This is a genomic window from Methylobacter sp. BlB1 (assembly GCF_015476545.1).
Taxonomy (GTDB): domain Bacteria; phylum Pseudomonadota; class Gammaproteobacteria; order Methylococcales; family Methylomonadaceae; genus Methylobacter.
In genome coordinates this window covers 38,983-57,755 of record NZ_JADMKV010000017.1, presented here as the reverse complement: position 1 = coordinate 57,755, position 18,773 = coordinate 38,983, and the positions used below count along the sequence as shown (strand labels likewise).

Genomic DNA, 18,773 nt, shown 5'->3' with positions numbered 1-18,773 from the left:
TGGTTATGTTGGCGGTCTTGGAACCAGCATTCGCCCGCTGTGGCCGGCCTGGTTGTAAAGCCTCAGGGTTTCCAGTCCAATATGCTGCGCAGCGCCTTGCTCGCATAAAGCAACACAGGCGCCGCCGAAGCCGGCACCCGTGAGCCGTGCCCCATATACGCCATCCTGGGACCGCAGAATCGACACCAGCTCGTCGAGCTCGGGTATCGAAACTTCGTAATCGTCGCGCAAGCTTTCATGCGAATCATTCATTAGTTGCCCAAATTTCTCGGCACTGATGTTTTCACGCGCGCGCAGCACGCGGTTGTTCTCGTTGATGACATGGCGGGCCCGTCGGCATAACGGCTCTGGCAAGGGATCGGTCAGGCTCGGGTCCAGTACGTCGCGCAATGCGGGTACACCCAATAACCTTGCCGCCTCTTCGCATTCAGCGCGGCGTTCGTTGTATTTGCTGCCCGCCAACATGCGTATGATGCCTGAATCGAGGACCAGAATTTCCGCGCCAGCCGGTAGCGGCAGCTTTTGGCGCTCCAATGTGCGGATATCGAGGAATAGCATGTAGCCCACGCTGGCCAGGCTGGACGCCATCTGGTCCATCAGACCGCAATTGACGCCCGCATAGTCTATTTCGGCACGTTGAGCGAGTTGGGCAATCTGAACATCGTCCAGTGAAAGTGAAAGCAGCACGCGTAGAGCTCGTAGCATTGCCACCTCGAGAGCTGCACTAGAAGACAGACCCAGGCCGATAGGGACATTGGATGAGATATAAATATCCAATTTCGGTATATCGATCCCGAGCTCTTCGATTTGGCGCAGACAGCCGTAAATGTAATGGCCAAAATGCTCCTCCGGCATCGCAACCATGTTAAATTCTATAAACTGGTTCAAATTAGCCGCATAAACCCTGAAAATATTGCCTTCGTTAGGGCGCAGTAGGACGTGCGTGGATTGAGGGATCGCCGTCGGCAGCACATAACCATCGTTGTAATCAGTATGTTCACCGAGCAAATTGACGCGTCCCGGCGCTTCGGCGCTGGCCGTAGGATGTGTGCCAAATATGGCGGCGAATGTCTTCATGGTTGCATGCACTCAATATCGACGGCGATATTCTGAAGTTCGCGCGCTTTATCTTCAGGCAGGACATCCATGGCAAACAGACCGGCGGCCAATTCGGTACCGGCCAAGTATTTCAATCTATCCGCCGTGCGATAAGGGGGATAAAACTCGGCGTGCAGATGCGCTTCAGGGTGGGCTTGATCATCGGTCGGAGCCTGGTACCAGGCCATCATGTAAGGAAAAGGCCGATGCCATAAGGCGTCATATTTCATCAGTACGGTTTTCAATGCACGCGCGAGATCAGCACCTTGGACATCACTCAGCTTGGCAAAACTGGGCACAGGCTCGATCGGCGCAACCCAGACTTCATATGGGTAACGCGCGCAAACCGGTACGAAAGCGACCGCGTGCTCGCCTTGGTACAGGATGCGTCTCGCTTCATGCAGTTCCTGTTGGATCAACGAGAACAATAGGCTGCGGCCATGCAGCCGGTAGTGGCTGAGCTCTTCATGCAGCATGCGGGCAGGTACGGGAGGTACGATCGGATAGGCATAGATTTGTCCATGTGGATGATGCAGCGTGACCCCGACTTCGGCGCCTTTGTTCTCGAACGGCAGCACGTAAGCAATATCAGGATGTTGCCCCAATTGCTGTGTGCGCTCTGCCCAGACCTGAAACAACAGCTCAATATGCGCGAGCGGCAGCTTAGCCAGTGAGGAATGGGCGTCTTGCGTAAACACGACGACTTCACATTTGCCGGTTGCAGGGCGTGTCGGCACGACTAAGTCAGGCGCTGAATGCGCGTCTAGACTCAGGGATGGAAAGCGATTATCAAAGACGGCGATTTGCCATTTGCCTGGCGGCAGTTCAGTCGGGTTATCGGCCTTTACAGTGACGGCCAGCGGGTTATATTCAGGCGGCGGCAAGAACGTGCGCCCTTGCCGATAGGCGGCATAAGTCACCCATTCGCCGCGCAGCGGGTGCCAGCGCAGATGCGGATTAGCCTGCAGCGATTCCGGGAATGGGCTGGGAGCGCTTGGAGGCGGTTCATCCATCGGATGCTGGCTGTACAGCCAGAGATGCCGGCCATCCGGCTTAGTTAGTTCGTGCATATACATGATCAGACGCCTCCATGAACATGTGTGCTGGACATCCGTGTGATATCAGCAATAGTTTCCAGCGGCAGCTTAGGCGTGCGATCCGCGCACAGCAAACCATTCGCTTCCTGAAAGGTATCGGTAAATTGTGTGTAGCAGAAGCCGCTGAACAATGATGTCTCAGTAATGACTTCGATGAGACCTTTATACATTCGAATAAACTCCTCGTCGCTATGGGCGACCGAGTAGCCCCAGGTCTGCTCCACTCCGGGTTGAGGACATTTGGCATAGGCGACACCACCAAATTCAGTCAACATAATCGGCTGACCGCGATGCGGGTAGCCGTCCAGCGTCAGAATGCGTCCGCCAGGACGCCGACGGTCGAACAGCATTTCGGGGTTTGCTTCGACACCATAGCGCACTCTGAGATGATCCGGACGGAAATCATAATCGTGAATGCCGAGAATATCGGTCGCGCTGCTTTCCCAACCGTCATTACCGATAACCGGCCGGGTTACATCCAAGGTTTTGGTCAGATGATAAAGCGCGACGACGGCACTGCGATGTTCCTGTAGCGTAGTCAGTTCCGGCACGCCCCAGGATTCATTGAACGGGACCCATACGATGACACAGGGGTGGCTGAAGTCGCGTTCGATAACCTCAGTCCATTCCTGCACCAAACGCTTGATGGCCGTGCGCGTGAATTGATAAGCCGAAGGCATTTCTTCCCAGACCAGCAGGCCCAGCCTGTCGGCCCAGTAAAGATAGCGCGGGTCTTCGATCTTCTGGTGTTTGCGCACGCCATTGAAGCCCATTGCTTTGGCCAATTCGATATCGGCCCGTAAGGCATCGTCATTAGGTGCCGTCAGCAAAGTATCGGGCCAGTAGCCTTGGTCCAGCACCAGCCTTAAAAAGTATGGCCGTCCGTTCAACATGAAACGATCGCGCAGGATATTGACCGAGCGCAATGCCGTGTAGGAGGTAAATTCGTCCAGTACCTCGTTGCCACGCTTCAGGCGGATTTCGGCATCGAGCAGGGTTGGTCGCTCCGGACTCCACAGCAGCTCATTACGAAAATCATCAATACCGGGGTCAGACAGGACAATACGCCGATCCGCATCGCCATCTATGACATGATAACTATCCCAAGCCAGTATGCGGTCCTGATGCTGTAACTTGACCTCTACCGACAGGCCAGTCGTATTGCCACCTATGACGCGTGCTTCGAAGCCGATCGAGAATTCTTCCATGTGAGGCGTCCAGCGGATCTTGCTGACATAACTGCGGCCCACGCGCTCTAGCCATACGGTCTGCCAGATGCCGGTCGTGCGTGGATACCAGATGGAATGTGGCTCCAGTTGCCAATCCTGCTTGCCGCGCGGCTTAGCCAGCTCATGCGGGTCATCTTCTACAAAGACGGTCACCGTCTGGTCGCCGGATTCATTTAATGCAAACGTGATGTCGGCAAAAAAAGGCGTATGGCCGCCTTCATGGCTGACGACCAGGCATCCGTTGACCCACACTTTGGAGAAATAGTCGACAGCGCCGAAGTGTAGCAGAACGCGGCCGTCTTCGGTTTTGATATGGAAATCGCGTTGATACCAACAGGCGGGGTGAAAACCGCGATCACCAATACCGCTGGTTTTCGATTCCGGCGGGAACGGTACCAGAATCTCCAGCGGCCATTCGGAGATATCTGATGGTTGCCGGAATTTGCGCTCTTCATCAAATATAAATCGCCAAGGACCATTCAGTGACATCCAATGCTTACGTACCAATTGAGGGCGGGGGTAAGGGCAAGTCACAGCGATCTCCCTATTAAAATTAGAATAGTTGATCAACTTTGCATATACCTTCTAGACCGTCTGAGTAGAACACAGTTCGGCGAAATGTTCTTTATCGATGCCCTAAATGGTCAGTAAGTTCACTTGGAGCCCAGAAGATCAATCATTACAGTTGTCAAGGAATATGACGAACCGAGTCTGAATTACAAATTTCAAGGACAACTCGGTAAGGAGTAAACTATTAACCAGGAAAAATGTATAAAAACAGCAGCATATTGGCTGGAATGCATTCCTGCTGCGAAAAAACTGTAGCCGGAGGGTTCGACGGCATGAGTTTCATTTTCCCAGGCGCGAGCGGGATAATGCTCTTCGGAAATGTTTTGATTGCGCATCGGGTGAGCGGCGCGCCTTATAGAAATGTGCGGCTTCCTGACTTCGTATGTGTATGGTTTTTTTAAAATTAGTGATTAGATTATGGAATGGTTTTTATGAAAGCAAGAGACAGGCGGCACGGGCTGGTCGTGGTCAATACTGGCGAAGGCAAGGGCAAGTCATCCAGTGCGCTGGGCATGGTGTTTCGCGCCGCAGGCTGGGGCATGAAAGTCTGCGTGATCCAGTACATCAAAGGGCAATGGCAAACGGGCGAGCAAAAGGCCGCCGAGCGCTTCGACAACATCGAATGGCACGCCTTGGGAGACGGCTTTACCTGGGACACCAAAAATCCGGAGCAGGACATCAAAACCAGCCGGGAGATCTGGGAATTCAGCAAGCAGAAAATCGCTTCCGGCGAATACGATGTGGTCTTGCTCGATGAGGTCAATTACTGCTGCGGCTACGGCTGGATTTCGGGTCAGGAGATCGCCGACTTCATCCGTCAGCACAAGCCGGCCTGGATGCATTTGATCCTGACCGGCCGCAATGCCTCGCCTGAAGTCATCGCCTGTGCCGACACGGTCACGGAAATGATCAAGATCAAACACGCCTATGAACAAGGCATTAAAGCCGAGCAGGGGATTGAATTTTAAGGCGAAAACAGACCCCTTCAGCGTTTATTCTTTCCATTGCCGAGGAATGGCAATTCGCATAGAATCCGTATGGTAATACCCAGTAACGCCATTAATGGCGCGTCATTATTAAAACAGCAAGAGAACGCAAATGAGTGAAACAACTAAATTAATAGCAGCCGTAGTGGGCTTCTTCGTCATCGGCTTTATCATGGTCGGCGCCAATAAAAACCAGTCTCCGGAGCAAATGGAGGCCGCCTCACAGATCAGAACCTATGCCGCTATGCAGTCGATGGCGAATACCAAGTGCCCGCTGGCGATCAAACAGCATACCGGCGAACAGGTATTTTTCCCTTCCGAAACCGAGAGCGACAAAGACAGCTATATTACGCTGAAGTGGGTCGGCGAAAACAAGGATGGATTTAAAACGGCATCCTGCACATTGAGCCTGAATCTGGGCGGCATCTCAGAACTCATCATTGACGATAAAGTCATCATCAAGAAAAAAATCTAAGCCGCCTGTAGGCGCCATGATTGGCTGGCCAGATGCTCTGCTCAGCTTAAGCAGATTGACAGGCACGAAGAACACGAACAAAAAATAAGAAATTCGTGTTCTTCGTGGTTATACAAAATACTCATCAATTCCTCTTTCCTTAATGTAACACTGCGTACGTGCCAGTCATCATAGGTGCCGCTCACGCATGACTGAATCGCCGGCTTTCGCCCGCTTTTTTAACGCTGCCGAGGCAAGCTGTTTTTTCTGCACCGCTTCTGCCGCACGCTTGCCGGCCAGGAAGGCGTGGTCGGAATTGTAGTATTCCCACTCACTGTACCGTCCCGCCAACAAGATATCGTACGGCGTCAGCCATTCCCGAATAGTCGCCACCGCTTCGGCCCGGGCATGGTCATAGACGACATAGGCATACGGAATATCCACCTGATTGGCGACGATGACCGGGTCATCACGTTGGATCATGTCCACGGCAATGCAGTCTTCGATGCAGCGTTTGATCAGCTCATCGCCATCGCAAGGCAACGGCTTGCTGGGCGAATAGGTGATCTCGCAAGTAAGCCCGAAGCCGCCTTCGGGATTGCAATGCGGGCTGGCGTTGCCCTGGACGAAAATGCGATGGAACACCGTGTCCTCGGGATAATAGATCCAGTGCTTTTCAGTCAGTGCTTCGCGGCCTATCCCTAGGTTGACGCAACGGACCGAGACATGGCGCAGCCGTTTGGCGGCCGCCTTGATAGGGTCGGGCGCTTCATCGCCTATGGCACGGACCAGCGCCGGCAGCGGCATGGTGCTGATGAGCTGATCATAGCCGACGGTACGGCCATTGTTAAAGGTCACGGTCTTGCGCGAAGGCGACACTGCGGCGACCTGCGTATTCAACTGGAGTTTTCCCTTGAGATGCGGCAGAAAACCTTCCATGAGCGCCTGGAAGCCGCCGCGCAACGGATAGCCGAAGCGCGCATTAGGTCCCATGGGCTTGGCGACCGGCTGCAGCGCGCCTTCGATCATCTCTTCCAGATTCGGCAGCGGTACCCGTCCGCCCAGCCACGAGGTTTCCATTTCCTTGAGCGGCACCGCCCAGAGCTTGCGATTGTAGGGAATGGCAAAATGCTTGGCGATACCGGCGCCCCAGGTCTGATAGATAAAGTCCTCGAAATTTTGCGCGGCAGGTTGCGTTGATTTCAATGTAGGCACAAAGGCCAGCGGCGCTGTCGCTTCCTGGATGCCGTCCGCGCAGCAGTCATTCAGTTGCGTCGTCTTGCATGATGAGGCTTGTTTAGGAGGCGTATCGGCCGCGCTGGTATCGAGCTTGCCGAACCGGGCTTCAACGGCACCGATGATGCATTCCTTGATCACGTCGACGGGCAGCCCGTAAAGTGCGCCCTGAAACGGGTAACGGGTATGGACATTTTTGCTGTACACCCAGGCTTCTCGATTTTGCCAGTGCATGTTAGCGCCAAGCAGTTTGTCATAGAGTTCCAGCACCGTGTTGTCATTGGAGAACATGATGTGGCCGGCATGATCGAACGTGAATCCCGCTTCATTGATGGAACGGCAGCCGCCGCCGACATGCGCGTTTTTTTCTACCAGCAGTGTATTCTCTGGCAGATAATACGCGGCTGCGAGCCCGGTCGGCCCGGCGCCGAGAATGACATTGTCGAAGTGTTGGGGCTGGAGCTTGCTGGTCGACGGCGTTAGCATCAGGCGCGCCGTCTCATTCAGGCCCTGCCGACAGGCTGCCTCGAGATGGCGGGCGACCGTATCAGCAGTGCGATCCCAAGATGTCTCACCCAGCACTTTACGGTAGCCGGCCAGTCGTTCCTGCCGCCGATCAGGGCTTTCGTTAAGTGCTGTCTCGCATGCGGCGATGAAGGCTTCAGCGTCAGCAGCGATATGGACCAGATGGCCGTAAGGTTCTTCGACGTCCTTGATCGGCGTGCTGACGATGGGCAGCTCAGCCGCCATGTATTCCAGAGTTTTGGTCGGACTGATATAACGGGTCGCATCGTTCAGCGCGAAAGGCAACAGGCAGACATCCCAGCCGGCCAGGAAATGAGGCAGTTGCTCATAGGCCTGTTGCCCGAAATAATGAATATTAAGCCGCTGCGGCAGCGAACTTTCGGGGATTTTGACCACGGGGCCAACCATGGCAATCTGCCATTCGGGATGACTATCGGCAAGTGCGGCAATCAGGCTCAAATCGAGGCGCTCATCGATCACACCAAAAAAACCCAGGCGTGGACCGCCGAGATGTTGCTGCGCCGGATGGGTAATGTCGCGGTCAATGGCGCGCGAGAAATGCTCTGCATCAACGCTGCTCGGCAGACAGTGAATGGCCGGATGCTTGTCGCGGCGCGCATTGTAGAGGCTGATACCGCCTGTGAACACAACATTGGCCGCTTTAAGCAAGGCATGCTCACGCTGTACCAATTGCCGCGGCGCATTCAGGAAACCGGTCAGCTCATCCATGCAATCGTAGGCTATGGCTTTGGGCTGCAACTGATTAATCAAAGGTAGCGCCATAGGCGTATACAACCAGACAATGTAATCCTCGATTTTCAATTCAGAGATCAGTTCAGGTACCAATGGTGTCAATGCGGCGAGCTGGTCATCGTGAAAACCTGGCGACGATATCGGCGTATGCGGCTGTACGACCAGGATGTTCGGTGCCGCTTCGTAGTGAACACAGTGCGCTTTGCCTTTATGAAAGATAGGTTCTTCCAGAAACACAATCTGATATTTTTTGGCCAGCCTGCTCATGAGCTGCTGCGGGCGCTGAAATACGAAATCCCAGCGTAGATGCGAAAAAACAATAATTGTCGTCATGCTACCTCCTAGAGATTTTGACAGAAGATGTACTGATCATCATGAGGCTGAAACGCTTGATAATAAGGCGTTTTCGCGAGTTTCCATTGGGCTTCGATCAGGCTTTTGGCATAGGGCTTGTCCATAACGCGCACGAGGTTGCCTTTGGCATCGGGATGCACGTCCCACATACCGCTTCGATGCCAGTGATCAAGATTTTCCCAGCCGTGTCTGTCCAGTATCGGATAGAGGCAGATGCCCTGCAGAACTAAGCCTTCATGCGCGGCCTGTATGATTTCCTCGGTAATATCGGTAATCCATTCGCCGCGGCCCGATCCGACGTGGCTGGTTTCGGCTATGACCAGCGGCCGGCCGCGGCCGTAGCGCTCATTGATTTCCAGGAGCATATCCTTGAATCGCCGACGGCGCGGGTCTTTCAAATGCCAGAACAGAGTGTTGAACGTTTCCCACTCCCACTGATTGCTGTGGTAATAGTTGACGCCGATGATGTCGAGGTATTTGGATGCCCCGCCCAGTTCCGGTTCTATCGAGCCGGACAGCATATCCCAAGCCTGATACTGTGAAAGACGCACGGTTTCGGCTATCTCTACCAGGTCGGGGCGGCCCCGGGGCGCAATCACATGAATGAGCGGGTCCACATGCAGAAACCGGGCGCGCGGGTCGACTTTCCAGATGGCCTCCATGCCTGCAATCGCGGCACGTACGAGCTGGCGTTTGAATTCTACGCTGCGCGCGCGCAAGTGAGTCCCGTAAGGATAGATCAGCGTCGTTTCGCAGGTGGCATAAGCTAGGAACGAGATTTCGTTGATCGGCGTGTAAATCGGTTCACCCTTACTGAACGGTGCCAGAAATTCCGCGGCGGCGGCTGCGTAACGGGCATACCGCTCGACAAATTCGGGAGAAAAAATGTCTATATCCTGTGGCCAGCCATAATGGCACAGTGTCCACAAAATCTGTAGATCGAACTCCTGAGCGGCTTCGATCACGGGCTCCAGAAAGCTGAAATCGTAGTGATTGGGGGTCGGCTCAGCCAGGCGCCAGCCGATGCTCTCGCGTATGGTGCGAAGGCCGAAAGGCTGCAGCAGCATATAATCCTCGCGCACGTGCGTTCTGTGTTGATTGCTGGCATTCATATCGAGCGGATGCGCGCAACTGTTGATATGATCCGCGCCTTCATAGCCTCCCTGCCAAAAGCTGTAGAATAGGTTTTCGTTTTTATTCATGGTACTACGGCCTCACTCAAACTATTTTTCAGCATGAGCTTGAAAGACATGATGCGGATAGATGCCGCGCTAATGGCCTTTGAAGTTCTTGATATGGAGCGCGCAATAAGGATTCCTCTGCGAGGAAAAGAAGTCATGCATTCCAGACTATTCTTTATAATATTCATGTTCAGAGTCCTTCTTAAGATGCAAACTTGAGTGTTTATAGATCTCTATTGCCACCTCATATGATTACTGGAGATGCCTAAAAGTTAAGCTTTATATCTAGTAAAGTCTGTGCCCTATCGAACATAGGAAAGCCTGAACATGAGTCTGGTGCGGCGGCTGAAATCCTGTGCTTGCTTATGCTCATCCGTACTCTAAGCACAGCCGGATGACCAGTAATCGCAGCAAGCTGATAATTATATAAATGGAGTTCTTAATGACTGATTCACAAAAATGGCTGATTTTTGCTTTTATCGCGGTTGGCGCCTGGCTGATTTATTTGCTGGCGCCGGTATTGATGCCGTTTGCCTTTGCCGCGATGCTGGCCTATCTTGGCGATCCGTTGGCTGATAGGCTCGAAACCTACCACTTGTCGAGAACCAGCTCGGTCATTGTCGTATTTTCGGTCATGACTCTGATATTGGTTCTGATTTTGCTGCTATTGGTCCCCCAACTGGAATATCAGATCGCACGCTTCATCAGCAACCTGCCGGCTTACGCAGCCTGGCTGAATCAGACCGTTATTCCTTGGGCTCAACAGCAACTTGATCTGGATATCAAGCCAATCGAGATCAACGAGCTGATCGATGTATTCAAAAGCCATTGGCAGAAAGCCGGCGGTATTGCCGCTACGGTCATGAATTCGCTGTCGCGGTCCGGCGCAGTCATCGCGGCGTGGCTCATGAATTTGCTGTTGATTCCGGTTGTGACATTTTATCTGCTGCGCGATTGGGACAAGCTGGTCGCCAATATCTATGATTTGTTGCCACGCCGCATTGCGCCGACGGCAGTTAAACTGGCTACCGAAGTCAATTCAGTGCTGGCTGCGTTTGTGCGCGGCCAGTTTTATGTCATGCTGGCTCTGGGCGGAATCTACAGCATCGGGCTGTGGATAACAGGGCTGGATCTGGCTTTATTGATAGGCATGGTGGCAGGACTGGTCAGTTTTGTGCCCTATCTGGGGGCTATTGTCGGTATCGTCATGGCCTGCCTGGCCGCCTTAGTGCAATTTCAGGATGCGGTGTATCTGATTCCGGTCGCCATTGTGTTCATGGTTGGGCAGGCTCTGGAAGGCATGGTGCTGACGCCGCTGCTGGTCGGCGATAAAATCGGCCTGCATCCGGTGGCTGTTATTTTTGCGGTCTTGGCTGGCGGGCAGTTGTTCGGTTTCCTGGGAATACTGCTGGCCTTGCCCGTGGCCTCAGTGATTATGGTGCTGTTGCGGCATGCGCATGATATCTACAGAGATAGTGTTTTTTACAGCAAACAGTAAGGGGAATTACGGACCTCATTGCTCACGCTGTGCTCTGTAGGCAGCGGCAGGGATGACAGAGGCGATCGTCAGGCAAGTGATAATCGACTGGGCGGGGTTTTGGGCCGGATGAATCCGGCCCTGCAGGAACCATGGTTTTCTTCGGGGATGGTTCCGCGGTTTAGATATAGACGACTTTCGGCTTGCCTTCGGATGCCACCAGTTCCCCGATGGCGAAAACGGTTTCGCCCAGGCTGGTCAGCGTTTCCAGAGCCGCGTCTTCATCCTCCGGTGCGACGCAGACAATCATGCCGATGCCGCAGTTGAAGGTTGTCAGCATATCGGCTTGAGAGACGTTGCCCTGTGTTTGCAGCCATTGGAAGATGGCCGGGAATTGCCAGGCAGACAGGTCAATCCGCGCATCGAGCCCTTCCGGCAGCACGCGCGGCAGATTTTCGGTCAGGCCGCCGCCGGTAATGTGCGCAAGCGCATGGACATCAATCTTTTCCAGCAGCGACAGCAAGGACTTGACATAGATGCGGGTCGGTTCCAGCAGGGCCGTGCCCAGTGGTATGCCTTGGAAATCATCGGCCAATGAAGCCTGGCTGCGGTCGATGATTTTGCGGATCAGTGAGTAGCCGTTGGAATGCGGTCCGGACGAAGCAATGCCGATCAGTTTATCGCCGACTTTAACTTTACTGCCGTCCAGCACTTTGCTTTTCTCGACGATGCCGACGCAAAAACCGGCCAGGTCATATTCGCCGTCGGCATACATGCCGGGCATTTCGGCTGTCTCGCCGCCGACCAGCGCCGCGCCGGCCAGTTCGCAGCCTTTGCCGATGCCGGCGATGACCGCGGCGGCAGTGTCCACGTCGAGCTTGCCGGTTGCGAAATAATCGAGGAAGAACAATGGCTCGGCGCCCTGGACGATGATGTCGTTGACGCACATGGCGACCAGGTCGATGCCGACCGTATCATGGATGCCGGCTTCAATAGCCAGTTTCAGTTTGGTGCCGACGCCATCGGTACCGGAAACCAGGATCGGGTTTTTATAACGGTCCAGCGGCAGTTCGAACATTGAGCCGAAACCGCCCAGTCCCGCCAGCACGCCTGCAGTACGTGTTCGGGCTGCAATAGGCTTGATGCGTTCAACGAGTGCATTCCCGGCTTCGATATCGACGCCGGCACTTTTATAATTCAAGCTGTCTTGATTTTGTTCGCTCAATGTGATGTTCTCTTTAAAGTAATGATTGATGAGCAATATTGTACTAGACATCGCCGGTTTTGTGCGAAGGATATGAGGCGGCACAGCGCGATTATTTGAAATCGCTGACCAGGATCAAATTCGCATCGCGCTGATGATACAGGCGCAAATGGGCTGGAAATCAATTGTTACTGTAACGATAATTAAGCATTTAGCCGGTTGAATTTCAGTAAAAAAATAATTAAAGTGAATTCTGGTAAATATAAGATAATTAAAAATAAAAATTCGTGTTGAGGAAGATATATGAGAACAATAAAAGTATTAAAAGCGGGGTTATTGATAGCCGCGATTCTATCTAATGGTGCGGCATTCGCTTACAGCAGCGAGGGCGAAACCGAAGAAATCTGCAAAAAACCCAAGTTCATGAACTTTAGTCTGCCGGTATATAAGGCGCCTGAAAAGACTGAAGTCGCGCCTGAATCGGAACTCACTTTCATGATATCGCCATGGTCGGACCCAAAGACGCTCAAACTGACCGCCAAGAATCAAAAATTGCCATTCACTGTGGAGACCACTTCCAGTTTTCACCGTATAAAGGCCAAGCTCCCGGCGGCGTTCAATGGCAGCTTTGTCAGAATCAATGCCAGCGTCAAGGCTGTGCTGGGGTGTGATGATCAGATGGGCTGGCTGGTAAAAGTTGCTCAGAAATAGCTAAAGTAAAAGATAAGGGCGTCCGAGCCGGTCGTCCTTTCCAAACCTTTGTCCAAGAGTGCTTAATAAGGCACCTTGAGGTTGTTTTTCATCCAGATGTCAAACGGTTGCCGGGCATTGGGCAGGTCTAAATGCAGCATGGCGATTTTACGCTCGGACGGCGACACGGCAATCTCATCATAAATGAAGCTGTCGTCAAAATTGGCGGCAGCGGCTTCATGCCGCGTGCAGCCGAAATACACTCTTTCCATCCTGGCCCAGTAAATGGCGCCCAGACACATAGGGCAGGGCTCGCAGCTGGTGTACAGAATGCAGCCGCGCAACTGAAAGTCATTCAATTTTTTACAGGCCATGCGGATGGCCATGATCTCGGCATGCGCCGTCGGGTCCATTGTACGGGTAACGCCGTTGGCGCTGGCCGCAATCACCTGGTCGTCTTTTACGACGACCGCGCCGTAGGGACCGCCTGCGCCGGTAATCGCATTGTTGACGGCCAGATCGATGGCTTGCCGCAAAAATTCCTCGTGCATTTAAAGCCCTAAAGGATTTTCAGGATCGATGCCGTCCATAAAGGGTAGGCGCCGATCCTGGTTGGTCAATTGATAAACTTTTCCCAGCCAGTTGTTGAATACGGCTTTGGCCGTGTCGCGCCAGGTGTTGTCGATATGTTCCAGAACCAACGCTTCGGGAAAGACATCCAGCGATCGGCCGGTTTTTCTGGCGGATCTGACATGTTGTTCGTAGTCGGTAAATACCTGCCGGACATAAGTATTGAAATAATTCTCGGGGAAAGGCGGGTATTCATCGATTTCGGCCCGATAAAAACGCATGACTTCCCGTTTGTATTCTTTCAGCAGGCTGATGTCGTCGTATTCAGGATGGCCCTGAAAATAAACGATGCGGAAGCCGTCCGGGCTGACGGCCAAATGTGCGCCGGCTTCCTTGCTGACAACCAGGACCTTGAGCCCATGCTGTTCCATATCGCTCTGGAATATTTCGTTGAAACGGGAATGCGGCACGTCAAAGCGGGTATTGATTTCAGCCACTAACGGGTGCTTGCGATCGGTGACTTTATGCGCAAAGACGCCCCAACGCTTGGCCGGCAGGCGCGTACGCTCTATGCCATAACAGTATTGGATCAAGGCATGCGTGGCGAGGCAGGAGCAGAGCACCGAGGTTACGTTTTCCTTGGCCCAGGAAAACACCTCCGTTAGCGGCTGCCAGAAGTCCTCTTCAGGCAATCTCGGATGAGTCACGTTAGCGCCGCTGATGATCAATGCGTCCAGGCCATCCTGTTTGATTTTTTCAAATGGCTCATAATATTTGTCGATGTGGGCTTGCGCCTCGGGGCCTCTGGGCAGGCCATCGATCGTGAATGGATGAACATGGAATTGCGTGATCTGATTGCAAGCGCCGACTAACCGGAAAAATTGTCTTTCCGTGGCTTCCAGCGCAGCGTCGGGCATCATATTGAGCAGGCCGATATGCATCTCCCGTATGTCTTGATGACTGGCGCGGTCCGGCGCCAGGATTTCTTCGCCTTCTTCTCGAAGACGCTGGAAAGTCGGTAAGTCAGAGTGAGCGACTAATGGCATAGTTTTTCTTCGTTAATTGGATTGCTGCCTGGCAATCGCATCGGCAATCAATCTGATAAAGTCGTCTTCGTCTTTCACTTCGGCGACATCGCGCGCGTCGACGGTATAGCCATACTGTTCGGCGATCGCTTCATAGCGGGGCAGACGGGATTTGAACAATTCAGGGAAAACCCAGGTGACAAATTCATTGGGCGGTATGGCATTAGGATCAGCGTAGCCATGCAGCGACATGAATTCGGCCAGCTTTTCATCAAGAAACGCTTCCCGGTAATAGAGCGGCTTGGGATCGGTTTTGGCGCGCTCGATGATGATCTGCTCCATGGCCGGCGGAATTTTGATATAGATGATCAAGGTATTTTGGGCCAGGGTCTCCAGCACTTCCGGGCTGTCCAGTTCGCAAACGCTGCCGCCGGCGTCATTGATGAAGTGCTTGTAGCCGTAGATGTCTTCAGCCTTGTGAATAAACTCCGGCACATCATTCATGGCTGCGATTTCAGCCTGATGATGCAGTTTTTGCCGGCGCTTGAACTCCTGTAAGGATAAACCGCCCAGTTCGGGATTCCCAAGTTTGCCGAGAAAAGTCGATACAGGCGCGAGGTTGTCCACGGTTATCTTGTTGGCGATATAAATGGAATCGGACAGCAGCAACTCGCGCAGGAACGGCACACGCATGGCCTGGCGCTTGATATTGTCCAGGATCGGCTCTTCCAGGTATTTCGTGCCTATCCGATAGTCGCCGGAATAGTGAAACCATTTGGATTTCGGCAGCTTATTAGCCAGCGTGGTTTTCCCCGCACCGGACATTGCCAGCAGGGTAACTCTTTTCGTTTGCCAGTCCAGGAATTCCCGGGGACTCATTTTCATGTGATAAATTCCTAATTAATCCAGATAATCTTCGATATCCATATCGTCAGGGCTAGGCCGATGGTCGTCAGGGTCCGTATAACCCAGATCGTCGTTTTCGAGATCGTCAAACGGCGCGCTCCAGTCCTCTGGGTCCTCGATATAATCAAAGGTCGAGTTATACCAGCTGTCATGATCGTATTCGCCGATATCGCCGTTATAATATTGGACTTCGATTGAATCGTCGCTTTCTTCAATCGCAACGACTTTAAACATCAGATTGTTCTCTACGTCTTTATACCAGCTTCCAATAATAGGGTCTGCTACTGTTGTCATGGTGTTACCTCAATGCTTGTTGCGACGTTACAAGAAAATAATCGATATTATTAACAATGCCAGAAAAAATACCAAAATATTTTGTCTTGGCAAAAGGGCGCACGCGCCTTGCCGCATGGCAAAAATGCCGTCCAGAAGATCATGCCTGATCAGCGGTTATCAGGATAAACTTATTGGTAGAAAAAACGCAAGTAGGGGCTATGCCTTATTAAGTCAGGATAAACGCATCAGTAGGCGCGGACAGGCGGTTCAAGCTTACGGAGCAAAAACGGCAGGCAAAAAAAATGCGGCCGTTAAAGCCGCATTTGAAGAAGGATATAATTCTAAAGTCTCTATACGAGATCGCATCTCAAGAATTGAGAGTATATTAGCGGCAAATGATAAGTGCTGGAATGTGGCAGATTGTCGCGTGACAGATTGCCGCAGGGCTAAAGCACGTTTTTGTCCATGAATTTAACAGGCGGGTAAGCGTTCTTGGCGAGGCGCGCACTTTTCAGGTCGGCAATTTGTTGATCAAGGCAGGTGAATAATGAAACATTTTATTTTAGCGATAACGGGGCCAACGGGCCGGATGCGCCAGGTTAGCTGTCATCAGGAGTCAGTCTATGCAAATACGGACGTTTGAGGCGAAAGACCAAGATAGTGTTGTCAAGCTATGGCATGAGTGCAATCTGGTTGTGCCGTGGAACGATCCCTACAAGGACATCCAGAGAAAGTTGAAAGTGGACCCGGATCTGTTCATTGTCGGCGAGATAGCAGGCGGTATTATCGCAACGGTCATGGGCGGCTATGAAGGCCACCGGGGCTGGATCAACTATCTGGCTGTTGCGCCGGCGCATCAGCGAAAAGGCTACGGCCGTCAGCTCGTGGCGTTTGTTGAAGGGCTCATCAAGCAGAAAGGCTGCCCCAAAATAAATCTTCAGGTTCGCCAGACTAATACTGACGTGATCAAGTTCTACGAGGCGATAGGCTATAAAAATGATAATGTCGTTAGCCTTGGCAAGCGGCTTGAAAGCGATAACTAGAGGCGGCACAGTGATGCTTAATAACTGCCAAAAATTTAGGTTTGGTTCTTTAAAGTCGCCAACAAAGCAAATAAATTCGAGGGATCTACTGGTTTAAGCAGATGATGGTCGAAGCCGGCGGACTTTGACTGCTCGTGATCTTCAGGCTGTCCATATCCGCTGATGGCGACTAAGCACGCTTGTCGTGTTTCCGGCAACTCGCGCAACCGTCTGGCAACTTCATAACCACTAATATCAGGAAGGCCGATGTCCAGCAGGACAGCTTGAGGCCGGAAAGCCTGTGCTTTTTCTATGCCTTTTAAGCCGCAGTCTGCAGTATCGACCTCGTGCCCTTCTATCTGCAGCAGGAGGGCAAGACTTTCCGCGACATCGGCATTATCATCTATCAGTAAGATACGCAGCCTGTCTTTTAGCAGAGCAGTGTCGGTTTGTGTTGATTCGACAGCCGCAGACGCATCGGATAATGGCAGACGCATAATGAATTCACTACCCTGCTGACTGCCCGCACTGGATGCACTGATCGTTCCTCCATGCATTTCGACCAATCTGCGCGCCAGCGTAAGTCCGATGCCTAGACCGCCTTGGGATCGGGCCAAAGAAGAGTCGGCCTGAGTAAAAAGGTCAAAAATGTGAGGCAGTATCTCCGGCGGAATGCCTGATCCGTTGTCTTGTACTTTAATCACCAAGCCGCCATTTTCCTGCATCACCTTCAGGATGATCCTGCCTTTCTCATCAGTGTACTTGGTGGCGTTGTTCAACAGATTGGACAGCGCCTGAGTCAATCGGACACGATCACCTTCGATCCATATCGGTGTTTCCGGGCGGGAAACGACCAGCTCCTGTTGGCGGGACTGTATCAGCGGCAAGTTGATTTCTACGGCACTGTCTATAATCTCGTTGCAGTCGACAAGGTCAATCTTAAGCGTGATTTTGTCCCGCATGATGCGAGCTACGTCCAGCAAATCGTCGAGCAATAATGCCATATGATTGACCTGCCGGTCGATGATCTTGCCGCACCAGTCCAGCGTGGGGTTCACGGAACCTTGAGTTTTCAACACCTGCACGGCATTGCGGATAGGGGCCAGAGGATTTCTGAGTTCGTGTCCCAGCATGGCCAGAAATTCATTTTTCTGATGATCGGCTTGCCGAAGCGCTATTTCCATCTGCTTGCGTTCGGTGATGTCATGGATAGTGATAATGAAGTCACGGGATTTGCCATTGCCGATTTCACTGATGCCGATATCTACCGGAAACAGCGAACCGTCTTTTCTAAGGCCCTCCAGCTCTTGCCGGATGCCGGCAATCTGATCTTTGCAATCGTCTTTACGGCAAGCCAGTTGAGCTTCATATGCCTTCCAGTCGAGTTTGGGCATTAATCCGCTGATAGGGCTGTCGATCATTTCCGCAGTGGAAAAGCCGAAAATACTCTCGGCAGCGGCATTGGCCGATTCGATGAAGCCGCGCTCATTAACTCTGATAATACCAGCGATGACGCTATCGAAAATGGCGCGCAAATCCGCTTCATTTTCGCTCAGCAGTGCTTCCGTTTCCTTTAATTCATGGATGTCTGTGACTGCCAGCCTGAAATGATGCCCTCGCTGGGCTTTTTGAGACAAGCCAGACAGCTTAACCCATACCGTTTGGCCATCACTTCTGCGCAAACGCAATTCGCAGCTTTGGACGCTTTTATGGTTTAACAAGGCCTGACGATAGAAATATAAGACATCCTGGTCGAGGTCCAGCACAAAATCGGAAAAAGGCTTATTGATAATGGCTTTTTGTTCAATGCCGAACAGGCCGCGTAGCGTCATGTTGGCTTTAAGAATGATGCCTTCACTGTTGAGAGTGAGGTAGCCGACCGGGGAATAATGATAAAAATCGAGATATTCCTGCGTTGTTTCCTGAAGTTGTTGTTGGGTTTTGAGCAGCTCGTCGTTTTGTAATTCCAGTTCGATCCGGTGCGTATCCAATTCCTGCAACAGGTTAAGGAGTTCTTCCATTGAATAGGGAGCTGATGATGGATGATGTGCAGTTAATAGCTCTTTCGCCCGCCGCCTCAATTCATAGAATTTATCCACTTTGTTTAACATAAGCTTAAC

17 protein-coding genes are annotated in these 18,773 nt (G+C 52.4%); 6 read left to right on the top strand and 11 right to left on the bottom strand.

Annotated features, from left to right (window positions below; translation table 11 throughout):
* Positions 1 to 3: 3 nt before the first annotated feature.
* The 3 genes from galK to IT781_RS08875 are packed head-to-tail and all read right to left on the bottom strand — an operon-like array spanning position 4 to position 3,913.
* Positions 4 to 1,077 (bottom strand): galactokinase, encoded by a 1,074-nt coding sequence (galK, locus tag IT781_RS08885; RefSeq protein ID WP_194969797.1) that lies wholly within the window; start codon positions 1,075 to 1,077, stop codon positions 4 to 6.
* On the bottom strand, positions 1,074 to 2,174 hold the full coding sequence (galT, locus tag IT781_RS08880; RefSeq protein WP_194969796.1) for a galactose-1-phosphate uridylyltransferase: 1,101 nt from the start codon (positions 2,172 to 2,174) through the stop codon (positions 1,074 to 1,076). The genes galK and galT overlap by 4 nt, the downstream gene beginning before the upstream one ends.
* A gap of 2 nt (positions 2,175 to 2,176) precedes the next feature.
* A complete protein-coding gene (locus tag IT781_RS08875) occupies positions 2,177 to 3,913 on the bottom strand; it encodes a glycoside hydrolase family 2 protein (protein ID WP_194969795.1) in 1,737 nt (578 codons plus the stop codon).
* A gap of 512 nt (positions 3,914 to 4,425) precedes the next feature.
* On the opposite strand from IT781_RS08875, the gene cobO reads away from it, so the two are divergent.
* Complete coding sequence (gene cobO, locus IT781_RS08870) at positions 4,426 to 4,962, top strand: cob(I)yrinic acid a,c-diamide adenosyltransferase (protein WP_194969794.1); 537 nt, start codon at positions 4,426 to 4,428, stop codon at positions 4,960 to 4,962.
* A gap of 130 nt (positions 4,963 to 5,092) precedes the next feature.
* Positions 5,093 to 5,455, top strand: a complete 363-nt coding sequence (locus tag IT781_RS08865) for a hypothetical protein (protein WP_194969793.1) — start codon at positions 5,093 to 5,095, stop codon at positions 5,453 to 5,455.
* Positions 5,456 to 5,623: 168 nt separating this feature from the next.
* Here IT781_RS08865 and IT781_RS08860 read toward each other — a convergent pair whose 3' ends face one another.
* Together IT781_RS08860 and IT781_RS22270 are read right to left on the bottom strand one after the other, a co-directional pair.
* Positions 5,624 to 8,281: an FAD-dependent oxidoreductase gene (locus IT781_RS08860; protein WP_228779025.1), complete on the bottom strand. Its 2,658-nt coding sequence runs from the start codon at positions 8,279 to 8,281 to the stop codon at positions 5,624 to 5,626.
* Between the two features lie 8 nt (positions 8,282 to 8,289).
* Positions 8,290 to 9,504 carry a beta-galactosidase gene (locus IT781_RS22270; RefSeq protein ID WP_228779024.1) on the bottom strand — a complete coding sequence of 405 codons (1,215 nt, stop codon included), beginning with the start codon at positions 9,502 to 9,504 and terminating at the stop codon, positions 8,290 to 8,292.
* A 421-nt stretch (positions 9,505 to 9,925) separates the two neighbouring features.
* On the opposite strand from IT781_RS22270, the gene IT781_RS08855 reads away from it, so the two are divergent.
* Positions 9,926 to 10,981 (top strand): AI-2E family transporter, encoded by a 1,056-nt coding sequence (locus IT781_RS08855; protein WP_194969792.1) that lies wholly within the window; start codon positions 9,926 to 9,928, stop codon positions 10,979 to 10,981.
* A gap of 160 nt (positions 10,982 to 11,141) precedes the next feature.
* Here the strand turns inward: IT781_RS08855 and purM are convergent, their stop codons facing one another.
* A complete protein-coding gene (purM, locus tag IT781_RS08850) occupies positions 11,142 to 12,185 on the bottom strand; it encodes a phosphoribosylformylglycinamidine cyclo-ligase (RefSeq protein WP_194969791.1) in 1,044 nt (347 codons plus the stop codon).
* A 282-nt stretch (positions 12,186 to 12,467) separates the two neighbouring features.
* On the opposite strand from purM, the gene IT781_RS08845 reads away from it, so the two are divergent.
* The gene (locus tag IT781_RS08845) at positions 12,468 to 12,875 is read left to right on the top strand and encodes a hypothetical protein (RefSeq protein WP_194969790.1); all 408 of its coding nucleotides are present in this window, start codon (positions 12,468 to 12,470) and stop codon (positions 12,873 to 12,875) included.
* 62 nt (positions 12,876 to 12,937) lie between these two features.
* On the opposite strand, the gene IT781_RS08840 is transcribed toward IT781_RS08845, so the two are convergent.
* From IT781_RS08840 to IT781_RS08825, 4 genes are read right to left on the bottom strand one after another with little or no spacing between them, the layout of a single operon-like run.
* Positions 12,938 to 13,405, bottom strand: coding sequence for a nucleoside deaminase (locus IT781_RS08840; RefSeq protein WP_194969789.1), 468 nt, complete (start codon positions 13,403 to 13,405; stop codon positions 12,938 to 12,940).
* The gene (locus tag IT781_RS08835) at positions 13,406 to 14,470 is read right to left on the bottom strand and encodes a homoserine O-succinyltransferase (RefSeq protein ID WP_194969788.1); all 1,065 of its coding nucleotides are present in this window, start codon (positions 14,468 to 14,470) and stop codon (positions 13,406 to 13,408) included. It abuts the gene before it with no gap.
* Positions 14,471 to 14,482: 12 nt separating this feature from the next.
* The gene (locus IT781_RS08830; protein ID WP_194969787.1) at positions 14,483 to 15,334 is read right to left on the bottom strand and encodes an ATPase; all 852 of its coding nucleotides are present in this window, start codon (positions 15,332 to 15,334) and stop codon (positions 14,483 to 14,485) included.
* A gap of 15 nt (positions 15,335 to 15,349) precedes the next feature.
* Positions 15,350 to 15,649, bottom strand: coding sequence for a DUF6763 family protein (locus IT781_RS08825; RefSeq protein WP_194969786.1), 300 nt, complete (start codon positions 15,647 to 15,649; stop codon positions 15,350 to 15,352).
* On the opposite strand from IT781_RS08825, the gene IT781_RS08820 reads away from it, so the two are divergent.
* Both IT781_RS08820 and IT781_RS08815 read left to right on the top strand, forming a co-directional pair.
* Positions 15,648 to 16,100, top strand: coding sequence for a hypothetical protein (locus tag IT781_RS08820; RefSeq protein WP_194969785.1), 453 nt, complete (start codon positions 15,648 to 15,650; stop codon positions 16,098 to 16,100). The two genes, IT781_RS08825 and IT781_RS08820, sit on opposite strands and share 2 nt — an antisense overlap.
* Before the next feature lie 154 nt (positions 16,101 to 16,254).
* Positions 16,255 to 16,674: a GNAT family acetyltransferase gene (locus IT781_RS08815; protein ID WP_194969784.1), complete on the top strand. Its 420-nt coding sequence runs from the start codon at positions 16,255 to 16,257 to the stop codon at positions 16,672 to 16,674.
* A 35-nt stretch (positions 16,675 to 16,709) separates the two neighbouring features.
* Here the strand turns inward: IT781_RS08815 and IT781_RS08810 are convergent, their stop codons facing one another.
* The gene (locus tag IT781_RS08810; RefSeq protein ID WP_194969783.1) at positions 16,710 to 18,764 is read right to left on the bottom strand and encodes a PAS domain S-box protein; all 2,055 of its coding nucleotides are present in this window, start codon (positions 18,762 to 18,764) and stop codon (positions 16,710 to 16,712) included.
* Between the last annotated feature and the right edge of the window lie 9 nt (positions 18,765 to 18,773).